The sequence below is a fragment of the Paraburkholderia sp. WC7.3g genome (assembly GCF_050436345.1).
In the GTDB taxonomy this organism is placed as follows: Bacteria; Pseudomonadota; Gammaproteobacteria; order Burkholderiales; family Burkholderiaceae; genus Paraburkholderia; species Paraburkholderia podalyriae.
Map to the genome: position 1 here is coordinate 401,551 of NZ_JBNDMA010000002.1, position 17,096 is coordinate 418,646.

13 protein-coding genes are annotated in these 17,096 nt (G+C 63.5%); 5 read left to right on the plus strand and 8 right to left on the minus strand.

All coding sequences use genetic code 11. From position 1 onward, the window contains the following. Nucleotides 1-89 precede the first annotated feature (89 nt). The 6 genes from OKW43_RS13325 to mnmC all read right to left on the minus strand — a co-directional run bounded on the left by OKW43_RS13325 (nucleotide 90) and on the right by mnmC (nucleotide 8,727). Nucleotides 90-1,202 carry an NADH:flavin oxidoreductase/NADH oxidase gene (locus tag OKW43_RS13325; protein WP_187632439.1) on the minus strand — a complete coding sequence of 371 codons (1,113 nt, stop codon included), beginning with the start codon at nucleotides 1,200-1,202 and terminating at the stop codon, nucleotides 90-92. A gap of 109 nt (nucleotides 1,203-1,311) precedes the next feature. Then, nucleotides 1,312-2,025 carry a glutamine amidotransferase gene (locus OKW43_RS13330; RefSeq protein ID WP_187632438.1) on the minus strand — a complete coding sequence of 238 codons (714 nt, stop codon included), beginning with the start codon at nucleotides 2,023-2,025 and terminating at the stop codon, nucleotides 1,312-1,314. 144 nt (nucleotides 2,026-2,169) lie between these two features. After that, on the minus strand, nucleotides 2,170-2,808 hold the full coding sequence (locus OKW43_RS13335) for a MarR family winged helix-turn-helix transcriptional regulator (RefSeq protein ID WP_429451664.1): 639 nt from the start codon (nucleotides 2,806-2,808) through the stop codon (nucleotides 2,170-2,172). Between the two features lie 568 nt (nucleotides 2,809-3,376). Continuing rightward, nucleotides 3,377-4,492, minus strand: coding sequence for a YbdK family carboxylate-amine ligase (locus tag OKW43_RS13340; protein ID WP_187632436.1), 1,116 nt, complete (start codon nucleotides 4,490-4,492; stop codon nucleotides 3,377-3,379). 87 nt (nucleotides 4,493-4,579) lie between these two features. Then, nucleotides 4,580-5,785, minus strand: a complete 1,206-nt coding sequence (locus tag OKW43_RS13345) for a cation:proton antiporter (protein WP_187632435.1) — start codon at nucleotides 5,783-5,785, stop codon at nucleotides 4,580-4,582. Between the two features lie 974 nt (nucleotides 5,786-6,759). Then, complete coding sequence (mnmC, locus tag OKW43_RS13350; protein WP_429447770.1) at nucleotides 6,760-8,727, minus strand: bifunctional tRNA (5-methylaminomethyl-2-thiouridine)(34)-methyltransferase MnmD/FAD-dependent 5-carboxymethylaminomethyl-2-thiouridine(34) oxidoreductase MnmC; 1,968 nt, start codon at nucleotides 8,725-8,727, stop codon at nucleotides 6,760-6,762. A gap of 229 nt (nucleotides 8,728-8,956) precedes the next feature. Between mnmC and OKW43_RS13355 the strand changes: the two genes are divergently transcribed. Beyond that, the gene (locus OKW43_RS13355) at nucleotides 8,957-9,154 is read left to right on the plus strand and encodes a hypothetical protein (RefSeq protein ID WP_187632433.1); all 198 of its coding nucleotides are present in this window, start codon (nucleotides 8,957-8,959) and stop codon (nucleotides 9,152-9,154) included. An 18-nt stretch (nucleotides 9,155-9,172) separates the two neighbouring features. Further along, a complete protein-coding gene (locus OKW43_RS13360; protein WP_187632432.1) occupies nucleotides 9,173-9,451 on the plus strand; it encodes an HU family DNA-binding protein in 279 nt (92 codons plus the stop codon). Nucleotides 9,452-9,548: 97 nt separating this feature from the next. On the opposite strand, the gene OKW43_RS13365 is transcribed toward OKW43_RS13360, so the two are convergent. Together OKW43_RS13365 and OKW43_RS13370 are read right to left on the minus strand one after the other, a co-directional pair. After that, the gene (locus OKW43_RS13365) at nucleotides 9,549-10,838 is read right to left on the minus strand and encodes a GTP-binding protein (protein ID WP_429447772.1); all 1,290 of its coding nucleotides are present in this window, start codon (nucleotides 10,836-10,838) and stop codon (nucleotides 9,549-9,551) included. Between the two features lie 166 nt (nucleotides 10,839-11,004). Beyond that, on the minus strand, nucleotides 11,005-11,448 hold the full coding sequence (locus OKW43_RS13370) for a lytic transglycosylase domain-containing protein (RefSeq protein WP_187632430.1): 444 nt from the start codon (nucleotides 11,446-11,448) through the stop codon (nucleotides 11,005-11,007). A 499-nt stretch (nucleotides 11,449-11,947) separates the two neighbouring features. Between OKW43_RS13370 and gspD the strand changes: the two genes are divergently transcribed. The 3 genes from gspD to gspF are packed head-to-tail and all read left to right on the plus strand — an operon-like array spanning nucleotide 11,948 to nucleotide 17,092. Then, nucleotides 11,948-14,350, plus strand: a complete 2,403-nt coding sequence (gene gspD / locus OKW43_RS13375) for a type II secretion system secretin GspD (RefSeq protein ID WP_429447774.1) — start codon at nucleotides 11,948-11,950, stop codon at nucleotides 14,348-14,350. 35 nt (nucleotides 14,351-14,385) lie between these two features. Next, entirely contained in the window at nucleotides 14,386-15,870 is a 1,485-nt protein-coding gene (gspE, locus tag OKW43_RS13380; protein WP_281393904.1) for a type II secretion system ATPase GspE, read from the plus strand. Nucleotides 15,871-15,874: 4 nt separating this feature from the next. Continuing rightward, nucleotides 15,875-17,092 (plus strand): type II secretion system inner membrane protein GspF, encoded by a 1,218-nt coding sequence (gene gspF / locus OKW43_RS13385; RefSeq protein ID WP_187632428.1) that lies wholly within the window; start codon nucleotides 15,875-15,877, stop codon nucleotides 17,090-17,092. The last annotated feature ends 4 nt before the right edge of the window (nucleotides 17,093-17,096 follow it).

The window sequence follows — 17,096 nt, forward strand, 5'->3', positions numbered from 1 at the left end:
CGCGTATCGCGCCACAACCGGCATCCTACACGGTGTGGACGGCTTCCTTCAACCGTCGGCCGATGCGTTTGTTCAACGTGCGACGGGCGTCACCGTTGACCGAACGTAATGTCGCCGAACAGCGCTTTCTGCTCGCGCGGTTGCGAACGCCAGTACTGCGCCGGCGCTTCGACGGTTGCCCCGAGTTGAGCGGCGGCATGCCACGGCCAGCGCGGGTTATAGAGCAGCGCGCGAGCCAGCGCGATCAGATCGGCATCGCCCGCCTCGATCAACTGCTCCGCGTGCAGCGGATCGGTGATGAGCCCGACGCCGATCGTCGTCAGCCCGGTTGCGTGCTTGACCGCTTTCGCAAACGGAATCTGGTAGCCCGGCTCGAGCGGGATTTTCTGCAACGGCGATACACCGCCCGACGACACGTCGATCCAGTCGCAGCCGCGCTTTTCCAGCTCGTGCGCAAATGCGATCGTGTCTTCGAGCGTCCAGCCGCCTTCGACCCAGTCCGTCGCCGACACGCGCACGCCGACCGGTTTATCAGCGGGGAATGCGGCCCGCACGATGTCGAAGATTTCGAGTGGGAAACGCATGCGGTTTTCGCGTGAGCCGCCGTAGTCGTCGGGCCGCTGATTCGCGATCGGCGACAGGAACTGATGCAGCAGATAGCCATGCGCGGCATGCACTTCAAGTGCATTGATGCCGAGACGCGCGGCGCGACGCGCGGATGCGGCGAACGCCTCGCGAATCCGGTTCAGGCCGGCGACATCGAGTGCGAGCGGCGGCTCCTCCCCCGGCTTGTGCGGCAGCGCCGACGGCGCGTGCGGCAACCACCCGCGTTGCGACACCGGAATCAGCTGGCCGCCTTCCCACGGTACCTGGCTCGATGCCTTGCGGCCCGCGTGTGCCAGTTGCATCGTCACGTTGACATGCGAATGCTTGCGGATTGCGGCCAGCACCGGCACGAGCGCCTCTTCGGTCGCGTCGTCCCACAAGCCGAGATCGCCAGGCGTGATACGCCCGTCCGGCTCGACGGCGGTCGCCTCGATGCATAGCATGCCCGCGCCGGACAGTGCGAGACTGCCAAGGTGAATCATGTGCCATGCGGTCGCTTCGCCGCGTTCGGCGGAGTACTGGCACATCGGGGACACGACGATACGATTGGGAAGCGTCACGCTACGCAGCGTGAGCGGAGAGAACAGCGCGCTCATGGATTACGCCCAGTGAAAGCCCGAGAGCGATCGAGCATAGCACTGCACGCGGTTTGCTGCATGAACGTGGCACCCGGTTGGCCGCTTACGCCGCCATTGGGCTAGCCATTCAGGCTCTCGGCTGAACCTGATCGAGCCATTCGCCGAACATGCGGCACGCGGCGGCTTCGAGCGCGGGACCGAATCGAGCGGTGTCCGCGCGCAACCGACGCGCGTCGATGCCGTGGCCGGCCAGTTCGTTCGCATTCCCGATCAGCCAGGGCTCGAACCGATCGGTGCGGATCTCGGGATGACACTGCAACCCTAGCACGTGATCGCCCCATGCGAAGGCCTGATTCTGGCAAGCCGGGGTTGACGCAAGACGGGTCGCGTTGGCGGGCAAATCGAAGGTATCACCGTGCCAATGCAGCATCGACGTATGAGCGACATCGAGATGACGCAGCGGCGAGGCGCGGCCGGCATCGGTCAGCGTGAGCGGCGTCCAGCCGAGTTCGGCCTGAGCCGCGGAATAGACGCGCGCACCGAGCGCTCGCGCGATCAGCTGTGCGCCAAGGCAGATGCCGAGCGTCGGCAAGCCGGCCGCGATGCGTTTTTCGATCAACGACAGCAGCGGCGTGAGCGTGGGGTACAGCGCGTCGTCGGTGGCGCTGATGGGGCCGCCGAGCACGACCATCAGCGACGCGCCAACCGGATCAGGTGCCTCGATACGGGCGATGCCCACATCGAGATAACGGACCGGACGCCCGCGCTCGCCGAGCACGAGCTCGAGACTGCCCAGATCCTCGAAGTGCACATGGCGGATGGCGAGTACTTCCCGATTCATCGGCCTGCCCTATCTTCAGGTTAACTAACGACGCGCCGCCAACGACTCTACCCGCTGCACGGCACCCGCCGGCAAGCAGGCGGCACATACCGCCCGCCTAAGCCGGCCAGGCCATGTTAGCGGATTGCCCCGGAAGACGCCGCGTTACTGGACGAAGATCTTCCAGGTCTTCTTCTGGGTGGCGACATCCGCGGTTTCGTGCACGGAGCAATCGAGACGCAGATCGGTGTCCGCCATGTTCAGGTCAAGCAGCGCGCAGTGATGCGGCGTCTTCTTCGGATTTTTGCTCGGCTGGAAATGCGTGCAGCTCAGGCACATGCGATGCGACGGGATCGTGTTTTGCGCTTCGAGCTGGTAAATGGTCTTGAGCAGCGTGCGATAGAACACTGCCTGTTCGTCGTCGCGAAGGGTGCCGACCGCCTTCGACAGGAAGTCCGGCCATTGCACGGCGCGTTTGGCAGCGGTGCGGCCACGCGCGGTCAGGCGTACCGCGAGCGCACGACCGTCGTCGAGTGCGCGACGCTTTTCGACGAGGCCCTTGGTCTCGAGCGTGCTGACCGCATCGCTGGTGGTCGCGGCGGTCAGCGCCGTTTCACGCGCGATTTCGCCGAGCCGCATCGGCCCCTTGCGTTGCATCAACAGCACGAGGATTTCACCCTGGGTCGGCGTAAGGCCCGCGCCTTCCGCCCATTCCCAAGCCTGGCTTCGCATCGCCGTGCTCAATCGCAAGAGGCTGTGAGTCACTCGCCCGGTTGCCTGTTCTCCGTATACGCCTTCGCTCATAATCTTCGATTCGTTCATTTACTGCTTTGGTGCGATGCCGGCGGCTGACTGCCGGGATACGCCCGTTGCGTGTGTGGGGTAGCTTCGTCTAACCGCGGATGAAGCCGTTTGTACTATCTCAAAAATATACCGCTGTGGTGGCTGAAGGCGGCGAAAACGACATTCTATGCGAGAGCGGCAAATCGTACAGCTAACCGATCCGACGCGAGCTGTGGATAAGCAGGGGAAAACGTTTGCACAGCCTGTGTACCGTTTTGCAACAAGCACTTGCAGCGTGTTGAACGTTTCCTCGGTTGTGCTTGCCGCGCATGGCCGGGGCCTGTTTGCGAGCCAGTTATCATTTCCCCAGCGCATTGACTTTGCAAGAAATTATTCAGTTGTCCACAGCCATTAGCAATGCCAGCTTACGACTACTACGCTGGTATACGTAAACTTTCGAGAAACCTGAAGGGTTGCGCGCGCGAAAAATCATAAAAATTTTCTTACGAAAAAATACCCGCACGCGGCGGGTTTCGTCGGAAGGTCGCGTGCGCAGCGCACGCGAACGGGTTTTATGGTGCCTTTGCGACTAGGCACGCCACTGCAGACACTGCTGGCGTACCGCTTCATGCAAGGACTTTTCCTGCGCAAACACGCTGCGCAGCCACGTCGCGTCATTGACCTGGCCGCGCGCGATCGCGCCGACTTCGGCCAGCGCGTTGACCGAACCGAGTGCTTTCGCATGCGGTCCGATCTGTTCGAGCGTTTCGAGAATATCTTCGGAAATCGTCTTGCGCTCACCGGTTTGCGGATTGATGCAGGTGCCGCCGAGCCCGAAGCGGCAGGCTTCGAAACGGTTGAACGTGTAGACCAGATAGTCGTCTTCCTTCGGCATGATCGGCTTGTCGAGCAGCAGATGACGCGCCAGCGTCTGGATGTAGCAGGCGATCGCCGCGGCGCGATCCACCGAAAACGGCGTATCCATCACACGGACCTCGATCGTGCCGAACCCCGGCTTCGGGCGGATATCCCAGTAGAAATCCTTCATGCTGTTGACCACGCCCGTGTGGACCATCTTCGAGAAGTACTCCTCGAAGCTGTCCCACGTCAGCACGAACGGCGCGCGGCCCGACAGCGGAAACGCGAACACGGAATTCAGTCGTGCCGAATGGAATCCGGTATCGACGCCCTGTACGAAAGGCGACGACGCGGACAGCGCAATGAAATGCGGAATGAAGCGCGACATCGAATGCAGCAGATAGAGCGCGCTGTTCGGATTCGGGCAACCAATGTGCACGTGCTGGCCGAACACGGTGAACTGCTTCGCGAGATAGCCGTACAGCTCGGAAAGATACTGAAAGCGCGGCGTATCGACGATCTGCCGCTCGCTCCATTGCTGGAAAGCATGGGTGCCGCCGCCGCACAGACCGACGTTCAGGTGATCGGCTGCGGACACCAGCGTGTCACGAATCTTGCGCAGATCGGCGACCGCCTGTTCGTGCGACGTGCAGATGCCGGTCGACAGCTCGATCATGCTTTCGGTGATTTCCGGCGTGATGTTCCCAGGGATCTTTTCGTCCTTGATGAGGCGCAGCAGATCCGTGCCGGCTTTGGTCAGATCATAGTCGTGCGTATTGACGATCTGCATTTCGAGCTCGATACCGAACGTGAACGGTTTCGAATCGATGAAGGGTTCGAGTGACATGGCGTCCCCTGAGTCAGGTCGTTTGAGGCGAAGGTATTGGAAAGACGGTTCGCAAAACGCGCGTCGCAGCCAACGCGCGTTTCGCGCTTACGCCTCGCGCCGCTCGGCGACGAGCGCGAGGCTGCGATAAACGAGCCACGGCCCGAGAATCTGCAGCGCGAAAATCGAACACATGACGATCGCGCGCAGTTGCGGATCGAAATTCGGATACAGGTTGTACGTGTCGTCGACGAGCAGGTACGCGAGCGCGGACATCGGCGACAACGACAGGCCGAGCGCGACGCCCTGCTTCCAGTTCAGACCGCTCGGCTTCGCGAATGCAAGCACGCCGACCAGCTTCGCGACGAGGCGAGCAACGATCAGACCCAGCGCCGCGACTCCGCCCAACGCGATGTGCTTCCACTCGAACGACGTCAGCGTCAGCACGAACAGGATCACCGTCAGCAGCCAGCCCGCGGTGCCGAAATGCTGCGGCCACAGCTGCGGACGCGCTTCGTGATTCTTCACGATGATGCCCGCGGCGAGTAGCGCGAGAATCGTCGACAGCTTAAACAGATGCGCGATCGCGATCGCAAGCAGCACCAGACCGAACAGTGCCACGAACGAGTGCTCGTCGTGCATGTTCAGGCGCCGATAGAAGAATGTGCAGGTGCGCGCGAGCAGATACGCGAGCACGAGCGAGCCGACCAGCAGGTACAACGGCTGCACGATCGTCGCGAACACGTTGCCGTAAAACTCCTGATGTAGCCAGCTCGACACGAGCTTTTCGATCACGACCGCGTACATGCTGTTCAGTGCGGTCAAGGTCAGAAGACGCTGCGTGACCTGGCCTTCGGCGCGCAGTTCGGTTTTGAGCTGGATCACCATCGCGGGCGATGTCGCCATCGCAATCGCGGCGAGTACGGTCGCGACCATCAGCGGCACGTGCAAAAACAACAACACGGGCAGCACCAGCACGAAAGTCAGCGTGGCTTCGGCGACGCTCGACAGGATTAGCCACGGATTACGTCGGATCCAGCGCAGATCGAGCCGGCTGCCGAGTTCGAACAGCAACAGGCCGAGCGCGACGTCGAGCAGCGGCCGGGCGGCGCTCGCGGAATCGGCATCGATCACGCCAAAGCCTGCCGCGCCGGCCACGAGTCCGATCACCGCATAGCCGGAAATGCGCGGCAAACGCCACGCGCGATAGCAAAGCTCGCCGCACAGACCGGCGGCAAGCAATGCAAGACCCGCCCAGAAAATGGCGTCGGGTGAAAGCGGCCACGCTGGCAGAAACGAAAACGCCGAATTCATCGTAATGGGTTCTCCTTGGCAGCAACGGCAGACGACACGAACCGGCGCACACGCACGCCGTGGCACGAGCGAACCGGGAGCGCTCGTTGTCGCAAGCGCTTCGCGAAGTCAGCGTTGCGAGGTTTCAATGATCGGATGATCGGAATGCGCCGCGGCAGCAAAAAACCGCACGGAGTCCGGCACATTCACGGGATGCGGCTGTAGCAACAGGCACGGTGAAGGAACGCTGTCGACTTCGAATCAGATTCCGATTGACCGGCACCGTTCCATTGCTGCGCGTGCCGCTAGATGCGGTGGCACGACGCGGAAAAGAACGGGGATTGTGCCATAGCTTGTTCCGCGTTGACGGAAAAGACGTTAACTCGCAGGCAAAACGGTAAAAAAGTACGTTATTTCTAGGGCGAACGGAAAAAGCGACCTTTTTTGGGGTCATCACTTCAGTTTCGACGACGTCGCGAACGGTGAATCCGACCGCTAGGGCGACCGCCTGTGTGTGATTTCGATGTGCGGTTTCGTCTGCTTTCCGGCGTTCTTCCCGTTAGCGCCGGCGTATCGAGAGATCCGTTTACGCGAACTCGAACTCAATTTACTTAACGCGATAGGCGGGGCGTTAGCCCTCGGCTTTGCTGTTTACTGGTTTACTGTATGTATACGTAGTAACAGTTAACAAGGTGCCTCGGTTTCTGTGGATAACCGACGTATACCGAAACAAATCATCCATTTGCGGACCGCATAACCGGACGCACAGCGTGTGCGGTAGCGGCCGGTATACGCGAGCAACTTTTCGCACTTTTTCGAGACATTCCAGTTACCCCGTTTACGTCCACAACGGTTCCACACGACTTGCGCCGGTTAACTGGGCGGTTATCCACAAGTTACGGTGGATAAACCGGCGCGGCGGTTAACATGGTTTACCGGGCGGACGGCGCTCACGTGCCGGGCGCAGCGGCTAACTTCGAAATAGTCGAAGCCGGTTAACCGATCGTCCCCTGCCGCAGCGAACGCAGCAGAAAACGCGCGGGGTCGATGTCTTCGGCGAGATCGCGTTCGAGCGGCCACGGCTCGCCTTCGATCTGCGAGGCGATCAACTCAGCGCCGAGCGCGGCCCACACCAGCCCGCGAGAACCATAGGCGAATGCGCCGTACAGACCGTCGACGCGCGGCAGGTCGAGCGGCCATGCGCCACGCAGGCGTGCGGCATGGCGCGTGGCCTCGGCTTCGTCGGCGAGCTGGCCGATCATCGGCATGCGGTCCGTGGTCACGCAGCGAAACGCGACGCGGCCGGGGAGCGAGCTCAGCGGCGTGACATCGCGCGCGCTTGCGAATGACGGCAGCATCCGCGCGACGCGCTCGATATTCTCGCGATGTCCGTCCGCACGCAGCGACGTGTCGAGGTCGTCGAGTTCATAGGTCGCGCCCGTCAGCGTGACGCCGTTCCCGAGCGGCACAGCGTAGCCCTCGCCGATCACCGGCAACGCGAGCGGTGCGACGGCACCTGCCGGCAGCAAGCTCAACTGACCGCGAATGCTGCGTGTCGGCGCATGATGCAAGCCAGCGATGCGCGCCGCTTCATGCGCGCCCGCGACGATCACGACTGGCGCCCGCGCGACTACCTTGCCCGTGATATCGAACACGGTCCACTGATCGCCGGAACGTTCGAGCCGCGCGACGTCGACGCCGAAGCGTCGTTCGAGCAAGCCGCCTGCCGAGGCGAATTGCGCCGCGCATAGCGAGGCCGGATCGATCCAGCCGCCGCTCGGAAAGAACCAGCCGCCCCGCGCGAGCGGCATGCCGGCGAGTTGCGCGGCATCGGACGCGCAGACCGGCGTCACATAGTCGGACGGATAGCGGAACGTGGCGATAGCCTCGCCGATTGCGCTTGCCTCGTCGTCGTCCGCGGCGATCTGGAGCAGGCCGCGATCGCCGCGCGTGAGTCGGTGCCCTGTCCGTTCGAGCGCGACCCAACGATTCAGCGCGTATAGGAAGCCCGCCCGCGTGACGCGCGACGCGACGCTGTCGTCGCGCGAAATCATCGGGTGGAATACGCCCGCTGGATTGCCGGACGCATCCCGTGCAACCGACGCATGCCGCTCGAGCGAAGTCACGCGCCAGCCGCGCGCCGCAAGCCGCTCGATCACCGCGCAGCCGGCCAGTCCCGCGCCGACCACGACCGCGTGCCGCTCGTCGTGCGCGAACGGCGCGGGCGGCTCATAACGGCGCACACGCCAGCGCGGCGCGAAGCGGCCGACCAGCATCGCGCGTTTCCAGCCGAAGCCGTCGACCTTGCGATACTCGAAGCCGCATTGCGTCAACGCGCGTTTGACATCGCCCGCGCTGCTATAGGTGGAGAAGGTCGCGCCATCGCCGGCGACGCGCGCGAGCGCCTTGAAGATCGCCGGGCTCCACAGCTCGGGATTTTTGGCGGGCGCAAAGCCATCCAGATAGAACGCGTCGGCACGCAGCCGCAACGCGGGCAGGCTGTCGAGCGCATCGGCGAAGACCAGCGTCAGCACGACGCGGCCGTCTTCGAATTCGAGCCGGTGCGTACCGGGCACGAGCATCGGCCATGCGTTCGCGAGCGTTTGCGCGAGCTCGGCGATCAGCGGATCGGAGATCGTTGCCGTGTGGACGCGGCGCAGATCGGCGGCGCTAAACGGATGCTTCTCGGTCGACACGAAATGCAGCCGCTCGCAGCGTGCTGGATCCGCGCGCCACGCAGCCCACGTAACGAGAAAGTTGATGCCGATGCCAAAACCGGTTTCGAGCACGGTGAACGTGCGACGGCTCTGCCATCGTTCGGGCAATTCGTTGCCGCGCAGAAAGACGTAGTGAGCCTGCTCGAGCGCGCCGACGGCGCTGTGATAGATGTCGTCGTAGAGCGGCGAAAAGGGGCTGCCGTTGTCGCGGAAAGCGAGGACGGCGGGGATTAGCGGATCGGTCATGCGCGACGGAAAAACACGCTCAAAAGGTCGCTCGAAAGAGCGGGTTCGATGGTCCGAGTCGGCGCGCGCAGCGCGCGAGTCGCGGTAAAAAACCTTTCAGGACGCTTTTAGACGCTTTGCTGCGTTGGCAAAAACCAACGCTAATCCCCGCCAGGACTGGGTTTCAGCCCTCGTTTAGGGGGTGCTGAGGGGCAAAATTCGATTTCCTTGCAAGAACGGCCCGAAAACCGTGCAATTCCTCGAAACCCTTATCCTGATTGGGTTTGCGCTGCGCTATCATAGCAAGCGCCGCGAAGGGAGCGGCAGCACGGCCGCCGAACGGTGTTTTGTCCGGCGCGAGAGATCTTCAGGATCGGGGCCGCAGCTGCTCGACGGCGCGGTGCGCGCACATATAATCGGCGCGGTCGCGCTGTTCGTATCAACCTAAACTCAGAAAGGAACCTTAATGAACAAACAGGAACTGATCGACGCTGTCGCAGGACAGACGGGCGCCAGCAAGGCTCAAACCGGTGAAACGCTGGACACGTTGCTTGAAGTCATCAAGAAGTCTGTGTCGAAGGGTGAGGCGGTCCAGTTGATCGGCTTCGGCAGTTTTGGTTCGGGCAAGCGCGCAGCGCGTACGGGTCGCAATCCGAAGACCGGCGAATCTATCAAGATTCCGGCTGCCAAGACCGTCAAGTTCACGGCAGGCAAGGCGTTCAAGGACTCGGTCAACAAGCGCTAAGCAGATTACTGCCGGGCAGTTGACACCCGCGAGAAACCCGCCTACGGCGGGTTTTTTTTCGTCCGGGCACGTGGTTTAAACCCGGAGCGTGCTTCGTTCAGTCGTGACGATGCGCGTTCTCATCGTGATCGTGTTCATCGAACTCCCACGCCGGGAACGGATCAGGGAACTGCTGCCAGCCTTGCGGCCCGAGCGCGTATTCGTCGTCGGTGAGCAGGCAGGCGTCGAACTTCGCGCGCCAGATGGCGGGGTCGAGGTCGAAACCGATCAGCACGAACTCCTGACGACGATCGCCGATGCTCATATCGTCCGGCGCGCCGTACCAGTCGGCGGCGATTTCGGCTGCCAGTTCGTCGTCGCCTTCGGGCCATTCGCTGCGATCCTGCGCGGCCCACCACATACCCGCCGGACCGTGCCGGCAAGCGCCGCCGGCCTGCGATAGCGAGCCGCCGACATGGTTGCGCGTCGCGAGCCAGAAGAATCCCTTGCTGCGCAGTACGCCCTTCCACTCCTGATGCAGCAGCTCCCACAGCCGCTGCGGATGAAACGGCCGGCGTGCGCGATAGACGAAATGTCCGACCCCGTATTCGTCGGTTTCGGTGTGATGCATGTGGCCGTGATGACTGCCGTGCTGGTCCTGATGCGTGTGTTCGAGCGCCGCGAGCCAGCCCGGCGCGTTCGACGTTTCGTCGAAATCGAAGCGTCCGCTGTTCAGCACCTGGTCGAGCGGGACGTCGGCGAAGCGGCTCACGAGCTGCACCGCGCGCGGGTTCAGGCGCGCGAGGACGCGCTGCAAACGCGCGAGCGCGTCGGCGCTGACCAGATCCATCTTGTTCACGACGAGCAGGTCACAAAACTCGATCTGCTCGATCAGCAATTCGACGATCGTGCGGTCATCGTCTTCGTCGAGCGCGATGCCGCGTTCGGCGAGCGCGTCGGCCGACGCGTAGTCGCGCAGAAAGTTGCACGCATCGACGATCGTGACCATCGTATCGAGCCGCGCGACGTCCGCGAGCGATGCGCCTTCGTTGTCGTCGACAAACGTGAGGGTCTCGGCAATGGACATCGGCTCGGCAACGCCGGTCGATTCGATCACGAGCGCGTCGAAGCGCTTTTCGCCGCCGAGACGACGGATTTCATTCAGCAGGTCGTCCTGCTGAGTGCAGCAGATGCAGCCGTTCGTGAGTTCGACGACCTGATCATCGACATGCGACGGCTCGGCCACCTTGCGCACGAGCGTCGGGTCGATATTGACGGCGGCGAGATCGTTGACGATCACCGCGACGCGCAAACCGGTGCGATTCGCGAGGATGTGATTCAGGAGTGTGGTCTTGCCGGCGCCCAGAAAACCGGAGAGCACGGTGATGGGCAATAGCGGCTGGTTCATCGCGGTACGGAATACGGGAAGATTGGAAGACGTGCCGGGCGCGGGGCCATAGGGTCGGCGGCGGTGCGACGGCGCATAGACGGCGCGGCGGCAGCATGAAGCCGCATTGTGCATCAAAACGGGCGCGGCCCGCGCGAGCGACAGCGCTGCAAATAGCCACTGCGGCCTACTGCGCAGGCATCAACTTCCAGCTGCGTAGAATCGCCGCGATCTGTTGCGCGTATTTGTCCCGCAACGCCGGCGTCTCCGAGTGGTATGCGCCGACCGCCTGCCAGGTATTGCCGTACTTGTTCATCTGGCGGCGCAGATGCCAGGCCGCGATATAAACGTTCTTGCACGGCTCCATCAGCGTGCCTTGTGAGATTCCGTACTGCGCGAGCACTGGCAAATGCACCGAATTGATCTGCATCACGCCGTAGTCGATCGAGCCGTTCGCGTTCTTGTGCTGCGCACCCGGCCGGTTGTGCGACTCCTGCCAGGCGATCGCCCGTAAAATCAGCGGATTGACCTTCTGGTACTTCGCCGCCTCGTCGAAGCAGTCGGCGCGCGCGGAGCCGGCTGCGGCGAGCAGCGCGAGCGTGGCGGCGACGGTGACGAGCGGACGTTTCATCGGTCAAGACGACTGAATAAACCCGAAGTAAGAATCGGTAAGGGGGTTTGACAACTGCGTTTCGGCCGCAACGGCAAGCTGGCCGGGCGTTTGTCGAGTATCGGGGAAAACCCGCGTCAGCAAACACATTTCTGTGAGTCGAACGGCTCGTATCATACCGGCAGTCCGACCTTCGTCAAGTTGGCTAACCGACATAAGACCGCACCAAAGCCGGGTAATGGCGTGCGCGTATGGTGCTGGTTAGCTTTCAATTGGATGACAACTCAGCGATTCCTTAAGGGATTCGGATGGGGCCCCTTGTTTTGTTTCAAATCCGACATGAAAAGCTGTTACTGTTCGTTTTTTTCGGACGTCGGGACGCAGCAGCTCGAAGCGACAATCGCTTTTCGGGCCGGCATGCAGACCGACCGGGCGGTGGCTTGCTGCCAGGTCCGCATCGCATGACCGTCGGTGGCAGCGGCTGCCGGCATCGATATCACATTCCATGAGAAGAAATTGTATGGGTTTGCGTCGCGTGGCAACGGCGCTGCTGGTGGCTGGACTGATCACCGCGCAGACAGCACGGGCAGAGGTGACACTCAACTTCGTCAACGCTGACATCGACCAGGTCGCCAAGGCGATCGGCGCTGCCACCGGCAAGACGATCATCGTCGATCCGCGGGTGAAGGGGCAACTGAACCTCGTGTCGGAAAACGCGGTGCCCGAGGATCAGGCACTCAAAACCTTACAGTCAGCGCTGCGCATGCAGGGCTTCGCGCTCGTGCAGGATCATGGCGTGCTGAAAGTGGTGCCCGAGGCCGACGCCAAGCTGCAAGGCGTGCCGACCTACGTCGGCAACGCGCCGACGGCGCGCGGCGACCAGATTGTCACGCAGGTCTTCACGCTGAGGAACGAATCGGCCAACAACCTGCTGCCGGTACTGCGTCCGCTGATCTCGCCGAACAACACCGTCGCCGCGTACCCCGCCAACAATACGATCGTCGTCACCGATTACGCCGACAACGTGCGGCGCATTGCCCAGATCATCGCGGGCGTCGATAGCGCGGCGGGCCAGTCGGTCGCAGTCGTGCCGCTGAAGAACGCGAACGCGATCGACATCGCGCAGCAGATGAACAAGATGCTCGACCCGGGCTCGATCGGCAGCACCGACGCGACGCTGAAGGTGTCGATCTCGTCGGATCCGCGCACCAACTCGCTGCTGATGCGCGCGTCGAACACCGCACGTCTCGCGGCGGCAAAGGAGCTCGCGAAGCAGCTCGACGTGCCGACCACGATGCCCGGCAACATTCACGTCGTGCCGCTGCGCAACGCTGACGCGACGAAGCTCGCGCGCACGCTGCGCAGCATGCTCGGCAAGGGCGGCGGCGAAGGCTCGTCGGGCGGCGCGAACGAGGCGAACTCGTTCAACCAGAACACCAGTGGTGGTGGTGGTGGTGGTGGTGGCGGCGGTCTGTCGAACACCAGTAATGCGACGGGCACGTCGGGCACGCCGCCGTTGCCGTCGGGCGGCCTCGGCGGCAGCTCGATGAACTCACCGATGGGCGGTGGCGCCTCGGGCTCGTACGGTAGTAGTGGCGGCTTTCTCGGCAGCGACAAGGAAAAGAGCGAGGACCAGGGCGGCGGCATGATCACGGCCGATCCCGCCACCAACTCGCTGATCATCACGGCGCCTGAAGCGGTGTACCGCAACTTGCGCGCGGTGATCGACCAGCTCGATGCGCGTCGCGCGCAGGTGTATATCGAGGCACTGATCGTCGAGCTGAACTCGAATACGAGCGGCAACCTCGGCATTCAGTGGCAGGTCGCGAACAACTCGGTGTTTGCGGGCACGAACCTCCAGACGGGCTCGAGCAACAGTATCATCAACCTGACCGCGGCAGCCGCGGCGGCTGGCTCGACCGGCGGCCTCGCGACGGCATTGGCCAGCTCGGGCCTGCAACAGGGCCTCAACGTCGGCTGGATTCACAACATTTTCGGCGTGCAAGGTCTCGGCGCGCTGCTGCAGGCGCTGTCGCAGACCGCCGACGCGAACGTGCTGTCCACGCCGAACCTGATCACGCTCGACAACGAAGAAGCGAAGATCATCGTCGGTACCAACGTGCCGATCCAGACCGGTTCGTACTCGAACCTGACGAGCGGCACGACGAGCGCGGCGTTCAATACGTTCGACCGTGTCGACGTCGGTCTGACGCTGCACGTGAAGCCGCAGATTACCGACGGCGGCATCCTGAAGCTGCAGCTCTACACGGAAGATTCGGCGATCGTGAACGGTACGAACAACGCGGCGACGAACCCGGCGGGCCCGGAATTCACGAAGCGTTCGATCCAGTCGAGCGTGCTGTGCGATAACGGCGAGATCATCGTGCTCGGCGGCCTGATGCAGGACAACTATCAGGTCAACAACAGCAAGGTGCCGCTGCTCGGCGACATTCCGTGGCTGGGCCAGCTGTTCCGCTCCGAGCAGAAGACCCGCAACAAGACTAACCTGATGGTATTTTTGCGCCCGGTCATCCTGAGCGACCACGGCACCACGCAGGCCGTCACCGCGAACCGCTACGACTACATCCAGGGTGTGCAGGGTGCGTACCGTTCGGACAACAACATCATGAAGGATCGCGACGATCCGGTCGTGCCGCCGATGCCGCTCGGCCCGAGCCAGGGCGGGGTGCCGGCGCTGAACCTGTTCGACCTGAACCAGATGCGCCGCCAGCAGATGATGCCGCAGCAGGCGCCCCAACAGGTTCCTCAGCAGGTACCGCCGCAGGCCGTGCCGCAAGCCTCCGTGCAGCCCACGACGCAACCGGTGCCGCAGACGATGCCGCAAACCGCGCCGCAACCGGCGCTCGCAAATCCGGCAAGCGGCGCGATGCCGAGCACGGTGTCGCCGGGAGCGCGTCCGTGACGCAGACGCCCGCGCAAGCCGCGCCATCGCAACGTCTGCTGAACGGTGAGGCCGCCGCCGGAGAGCGCGCGGCGCCCTCGCCGCTCGCCGCCCGGCTCGTGCCATACGGCTTCGCGCGCAGCGGCCAGATTCTGGTCGCGCATCAGCATGCCGATAGCCTTGAAGTCTGGATCAGCGAGCGCACGAGCGAAGCTGCGCTTGCCGAAGTCGCGCGCAATTACGGCACGGTATCGGTGGTGCGGGTGCCCGCCGACGAACTCGCGCAGGCGATCAACCACGCGTATGCGCGCCAGGACGGCAGCGCCGCGCAGGTGGTCGGCGAAGTGGAAGGTGAAGTCGATCTGTCGCGTCTGATGCAGGACATCCCCGAGGTCGAGGATCTGCTCGAATCGGAAGACGACGCGCCGATTATCCGCATGATCAACGCGCTGCTCACGCAAGCGGCTCGCGAGCAGGCATCGGATATTCACATCGAGCCGTTCGAGAATGCGTCTGTGGTGCGCTTTCGCGTCGACGGCACGCTGCGCGACGTCGTGCGGCCGAAAAAAGCGCTGCACGGCGCGCTGATCTCGCGGATCAAGATCATGGCGCAGCTCGACATCGCGGAGAAACGTTTGCCGCAGGACGGCCGCATCACGCTGCGCGTCGGCGGTCGTCCGGTCGACGTGCGCGTGTCGACGCTGCCCACCGGCCACGGCGAGCGCGCGGTGCTACGGCTGCTTGAAAAAGACGCGGCGCGACTGAATCTCGAAGCGCTGGGCATGGCATCCGACACGCTCGGCAAGTTCGACAAGCTGATCGGCAAGCCGCATGGCATCGTGCTCGTGACGGGCCCGACCGGCTCCGGCAAGACCACGACGCTGTATGCGTCGATGTCGCGACTGGAGACGGCGACCACCAACATCATGACGGTGGAAGACCCGATCGAATACGACCTGTCCGGCATCGGCCAGACCCAGGTCAACGAGCGGATCGGCATGAGCTTCGCGCGCGCGTTGCGCTCGATTCTGCGTCAGGACCCGGACGTCATCATGATCGGTGAAATCCGCGACCTCGAAACCGCGCAGATCGCGGTGCAGGCGTCGCTGACCGGCCACCTGGTGCTCGCGACGCTGCACACGAACGACGCGGCATCCGCCGTTACGCGTCTGACCGACATGGGCGTCGAGCCGTATCTGCTCGCTTCGTCGCTGCTTGGCGTGCTCGCGCAGCGGCTCGTGCGGCGCCTGTGCCCGGTGTGCCGCGAAGAGCGCACCGAAGAGGACGGCAGCAAGCGCTGGCATCCGGTCGGCTGCGACCGTTGTGGCCAATCCGGTTACGCGGGACGGCGCGGCGTCTACGAGCTGCTGCTGATCGATGACACGATCCGTGCGCTGATCCACCGCAACGCGGCGGACGCCGAAATTCTCCAGGCGGGCCGCGCGCAGGGCATGCGCACGCTGCGCGACGATTCGGAGCGCTGGCTCGCATCGGGACTGACGTCGCTCGAAGAAGTGATTCGCGTGACGGGCGGAGCATAAGCGCATGCCGGCATTCCGTTTCGAAGCGATCGACGCGGCGGGCAAGGCACAAAAAGGCGTGCTCGACGCCGACAGTGCGCGCGGCGCGCGCACCAACCTGCGCTCGCAGGGACTCACCCCGCTCGTCGTCGAACCGGCGGCGTCGCGTACGCGCGGCGAGCGCAATCAGCGGCTCGCGCTCGGGCGTCGTCTGTCACAGCGCGAGCAGGCCATTCTGACGCGGCAGCTCGCGAGTCTGCTGATCGCGGGCCTGCCGCTCGACGAAGCGCTCGCGGTGCTCACCGAGCAGTCGGAGCGCGACTACATCCGCGAGCTGATGGCGGCGATTCGCGCCGAGGTGCTCGGCGGTCATTCGCTCGCGAATGCGCTGCAGCAGCATCCGAAGGATTTCCCCGAGATCTACCGCGCGCTGGTCGCGGCCGGCGAACACACGGGCAAGCTCGGACTGGTGCTGTCGCGGCTCGCGGACTACATCGAGCAGCGCAATGCGCTGAAGCAAAAGATCGTGCTCGCGTTCACGTATCCGACGATCGTCACGATCATCGCGTTGGGCATCGTCACGTTCCTGCTCAGCTATGTGGTGCCGCAGGTCGTCAACGTGTTCGCGAGCACGAAGCAGCAACTGCCGTTTCTGACGATCGTGATGATGGCGCTGTCCGGCTTCGTCCGGCATTGGTGGTGGGCGGTGCTGATCGGCGTGATCGTGGTCGCCTATCTGGTGCGTGCGACGCTCAGGCAACCGGCGCCGCGTCTCGCCTTCGACCGCTGGCTGCTTACCGCGCCGCTGATGGGCAAGCTCGTGCGCGGCTATAACACCGTGCGCTTTGCGAGCACGCTCGGCATTCTGACCGCGGCGGGCGTGCCGATTCTGCGCGCGTTGCAAGCCGCGGCCGAAACGCTCAGCAACAACGCGATGCGTGAAAACATCGACGACGCGATCGTGCGGGTGCGCGAAGGGACGTCGCTGTCGCGCGCGCTCGGTAACACGAAGACGTTTCCGCCGGTGCTCGTGCACCTGATCCGCTCGGGCGAAGCGACCGGCGACGTGACGACGATGCTCGACCGCGCGGCCGACGGCGAAGCGCGCGAACTGGAGCGTCGCACGATGTTCCTGACGAGCCTGCTCGAGCCGCTGCTGATTCTGGCGATGGGGGGCGTAGTGCTGGTGATCGTGCTCGCGGTGATGCTGCCGATCATCGAGCTGAACAACCTCGTGCAGTAGGCGT

Excerpts from the sequence above, each read along its gene's own strand:
- OKW43_RS13325 (WP_187632439.1), bottom strand. The coding sequence starts at position 1,202 with ATGAGCGCGCTGTTCTCTCCGCTCACGCTGCGTAGCGTGACGCTTCCC.
- OKW43_RS13330 (WP_187632438.1), bottom strand. The coding sequence starts at position 2,025 with ATGAATCGGGAAGTACTCGCCATCCGCCATGTGCACTTCGAGGATCTG.
- OKW43_RS13335 (WP_429451664.1), bottom strand. The coding sequence starts at position 2,808 with ATGAGCGAAGGCGTATACGGAGAACAGGCAACCGGGCGAGTGACTCAC.
- OKW43_RS13340 (WP_187632436.1), bottom strand. The coding sequence starts at position 4,492 with ATGTCACTCGAACCCTTCATCGATTCGAAACCGTTCACGTTCGGTATC.
- OKW43_RS13345 (WP_187632435.1), bottom strand. The coding sequence starts at position 5,785 with ATGAATTCGGCGTTTTCGTTTCTGCCAGCGTGGCCGCTTTCACCCGAC.
- mnmC (WP_429447770.1), bottom strand. The coding sequence starts at position 8,727 with ATGACCGATCCGCTAATCCCCGCCGTCCTCGCTTTCCGCGACAACGGC.
- OKW43_RS13360 (WP_187632432.1), top strand. The coding sequence starts at position 9,173 with ATGAACAAACAGGAACTGATCGACGCTGTCGCAGGACAGACGGGCGCC.
- OKW43_RS13365 (WP_429447772.1), bottom strand. The coding sequence starts at position 10,838 with ATGAACCAGCCGCTATTGCCCATCACCGTGCTCTCCGGTTTTCTGGGC.
- OKW43_RS13370 (WP_187632430.1), bottom strand. The coding sequence starts at position 11,448 with ATGAAACGTCCGCTCGTCACCGTCGCCGCCACGCTCGCGCTGCTCGCC.
- gspD (WP_429447774.1), top strand. The coding sequence starts at position 11,948 with ATGGGTTTGCGTCGCGTGGCAACGGCGCTGCTGGTGGCTGGACTGATC.
- gspF (WP_187632428.1), top strand. The coding sequence starts at position 15,875 with ATGCCGGCATTCCGTTTCGAAGCGATCGACGCGGCGGGCAAGGCACAA.